We start from the raw sequence: 2,654 nt of genomic DNA on the forward strand, positions 1-2,654 counted from the left end.
AAGGTACAGAAAGCTATCAGCAGTTTGCTATTCGTATTGCAGACATGCTTTTAGAGCCTGAAAAATTCAGAGAGTTATACCCTTGCTTAAAAAAGGCAGGATTTGGTAATTAAAAAAAAGGAGCTTCAGCTCCTTTTTTTTAATTTTATTCTTTGGCTGGCTGTCCTATCGAATCTAACTGATTAATCAGTTCCGCATTTACTTCTTCGCCCGACTTATTGGCAGTATCTTTACTTTCAAATCGTGATGAATCTTGGAGTTCTTTTTTCATACGTTCACGGTCTTCGTCTGTAATTTCTTGCGGAGCAGGTACTTGTTGCGCTTCTTGGCGTACTTCTTCCACAATCTCAGGAGACGATGCTTGCACTCTTACATGTTCTGGTTCTTCTTTATTTTTGCTGCATGCAGTAAGGGTAATAACTGACATTGTTAATAAAGACATTAAAATTTTATATTTCATAAAGAATATCCAGCTTAATTGTTATTCATCGAAGGTAAATCAAAAAGTATTCTATCCCGATCCTCTATTAAATAATCATTAAGTTCAGCGAGTATTTTTTCTTTGTTGGCTTCATTGGATTGCATTTTTTTAATCAAGTAAGAACCAAGTAAGATTTTACGCCGAGTATCATCCTTGCGTTCTTGCTCTTTCTGCTTTGTTCTTTCTCTTGCTTCAATAGCCTGTTTCTGAGCTTTTAACTGTTTCAGCTTCTCCAACTGGGCTTCAATTTTCTTTTCAATATTTTCAGTTGATTTTGTCATAACGGTTAATTTCGGGATATAGAAAACCACTCAAGCATAAGGCTCTATGAACTAGAGTTCAAGCGAGCTATATGCTATCGTGTTTTTCATGAAATGCGCACTTACGACTTGGATTTCATCCAAGTCAAAGTTTGCGTAAGGGGATACCCCTTAACCCCAAAAAACTGCTACGCAATTTTTTAAAAGCAAAAGCATCTCAAGGCGACTGCATGGCAATCTATCATTGTTCCACTAAAACAGTGAATCGAAGTTCAGGCAGAACTGCTGTTGCATCTATGGCTTATCGTGCAGGTGAAAAGCTCAAAGATGAACGCACAGGACTGACCCATGACTTTACAAGAAAAGATGGTGTCGCCCATTCAGAAATTATCTCGAATCTCGATATTGAAATTGACCGTAATGACCTTTGGAACTTGGCAGAACAGTCCGAAAACCGCAAAGATGCCCGAACCGCTAGAGAATGGGTAATCGCCCTGCCCGATGAATTAGACGCTGATCAACGTAAGGACTTGGCAAAAGACTTTGCCAGGTCCTTAGTTGATCGCTATGGCGTGATCGCAGATTTAGCCATCCATGAACCCAGCAAAGGCGGTAATGATAAGAATCACCACGCCCATATCATGCTTACCACCCGAAAGGCCGAATTGGACACGGACAATAAACTCACCCTGACCACCAAAACCGATATTGAACTCAGCAACGCCAAACGAAAAAGCCTTGGTATGGGTACAACCCAAGACGAAATTAAACAGATTCGGGAAACGTGGGCAAATTTAGCCAATCACGCATTAGAACGAGCAGGCTACCGAGAAAAAATAGATCACCGCAGCTATGCCGATCAGAATAACGGACTACAAGCCACCATCCATGAAGGCACTAAAGTCACCCAATTACGCAGACAAGGCATAGACACTGAAATCAGCCGTTTTAATGACAATGTGAAACAGCAGAACGCCCAACAGCTTGACCAACAGAAACAGCAGAAAGAGAGCGTTTTACAGCGTGGTTTAAACCGTGTCGATCAAGGTTTTGATCAATGGCAGAAGAACCAAGAAACCAAACGTCTAGAACTGGAACGCCAAGCGGAAATGAAACGACAGCAAGAATTAGATAAACAACGAGCCGAGCAAGCACTCCGCAAGGCATCTCAAAAACTAAGTAGAGGCGGAATGTCATTATGAGTAATCAAAATGATTTAGATGACCAGTTATATATTTTATTGGCATCCATGAAGGAATATCGAGAAGCCATAGCAGACGATAAGAAGCGATTAGAGCAGTTTTACAACCAAGTCGCTAGTGGAGTGCTAGACAAGGCTGAAAAATCGCTAGAAAACGCAAATAAAAAGCATACAGGTGCATTAAACAACAGTATTCAGGCATTAAACGAAGCTACAAACAGGCTCAACTTAAAACTTATCCTTATTTTTGCCAGCACGTTTGTGGCTGTGATGATGGTATTCATTTTGGCTATCTTCTTATACATACCAAGCAAAGACGAAATTGATGAACGTAGAGCAGATCTGGCTGTACTAAAAAAATATCCGCTACAAATTCGAGAAAGTGATGGTGAAACATTGGTGAGAATAATGAGGAAAAATTGCTACTCGTTTGAACCGAGTAGTGTCAAAGAAAAAACCTATGACTGGTGTCAGATCGACCCTAAAAAATACTAGTTGATCGGTACTTTGCTTGGTTTTTCTCATTACGAATCAAATTACAGCAAGCGCAAAGTTGCCCGACTTTGAAACATGGCTAAAGCCATATTTCAAAGCATCGAGCGATAGTCATCCAAAAATTTCGGAATGGCTATCCAACTGATGCAGTTCTAAAATATCGTCACCAACAAGCCTATAAATCAAGACTAAGTCAGGCTTCACATGACAATCACGA

5 protein-coding genes and 1 pseudogene are annotated in these 2,654 nt (G+C 40.2%); 3 read left to right on the forward strand and 3 right to left on the reverse strand.

Going from position 1 to position 2,654, the window contains the following annotated elements:
• Positions 1–113 (forward strand): annotated as a pseudogene (locus FTV38_RS17090) (RepB family plasmid replication initiator protein); the annotation flags it as partial.
• Positions 114–145: 32 nt separating this feature from the next.
• On the opposite strand, the gene FTV38_RS17095 reads toward FTV38_RS17090, so the two are convergent.
• Complete coding sequence (locus FTV38_RS17095; protein ID WP_257220058.1) at positions 146–427, reverse strand: hypothetical protein; 282 nt, start codon at positions 425–427, stop codon at positions 146–148.
• Positions 428–474: 47 nt separating this feature from the next.
• Positions 475–762 carry a hypothetical protein gene (locus tag FTV38_RS17100; protein WP_020847062.1) on the reverse strand — a complete coding sequence of 96 codons (288 nt, stop codon included), beginning with the start codon at positions 760–762 and terminating at the stop codon, positions 475–477.
• Positions 763–971: 209 nt separating this feature from the next.
• On the opposite strand from FTV38_RS17100, the gene mobQ reads away from it, so the two are divergent.
• Together mobQ and FTV38_RS17110 are read left to right on the forward strand one after the other, a co-directional pair.
• Positions 972–1,943: a MobQ family relaxase gene (gene mobQ, locus FTV38_RS17105; RefSeq protein ID WP_180023009.1), complete on the forward strand. Its 972-nt coding sequence runs from the start codon at positions 972–974 to the stop codon at positions 1,941–1,943.
• A complete protein-coding gene (locus FTV38_RS17110) occupies positions 1,940–2,437 on the forward strand; it encodes a hypothetical protein (RefSeq protein ID WP_179997568.1) in 498 nt (165 codons plus the stop codon). The genes mobQ and FTV38_RS17110 overlap by 4 nt, the downstream gene beginning before the upstream one ends.
• A gap of 111 nt (positions 2,438–2,548) precedes the next feature.
• Here FTV38_RS17110 and FTV38_RS17115 read toward each other — a convergent pair.
• On the reverse strand, positions 2,549–2,654 hold a 106-nt coding region (locus FTV38_RS17115; RefSeq protein ID WP_179996737.1), incomplete at its 5' end, for a type II toxin-antitoxin system mRNA interferase toxin, RelE/StbE family.

Source organism: Acinetobacter sp. YH16044, from assembly GCF_013417145.1.
GTDB classification, from domain to species: domain Bacteria; phylum Pseudomonadota; class Gammaproteobacteria; order Pseudomonadales; family Moraxellaceae; genus Acinetobacter; species Acinetobacter amyesii.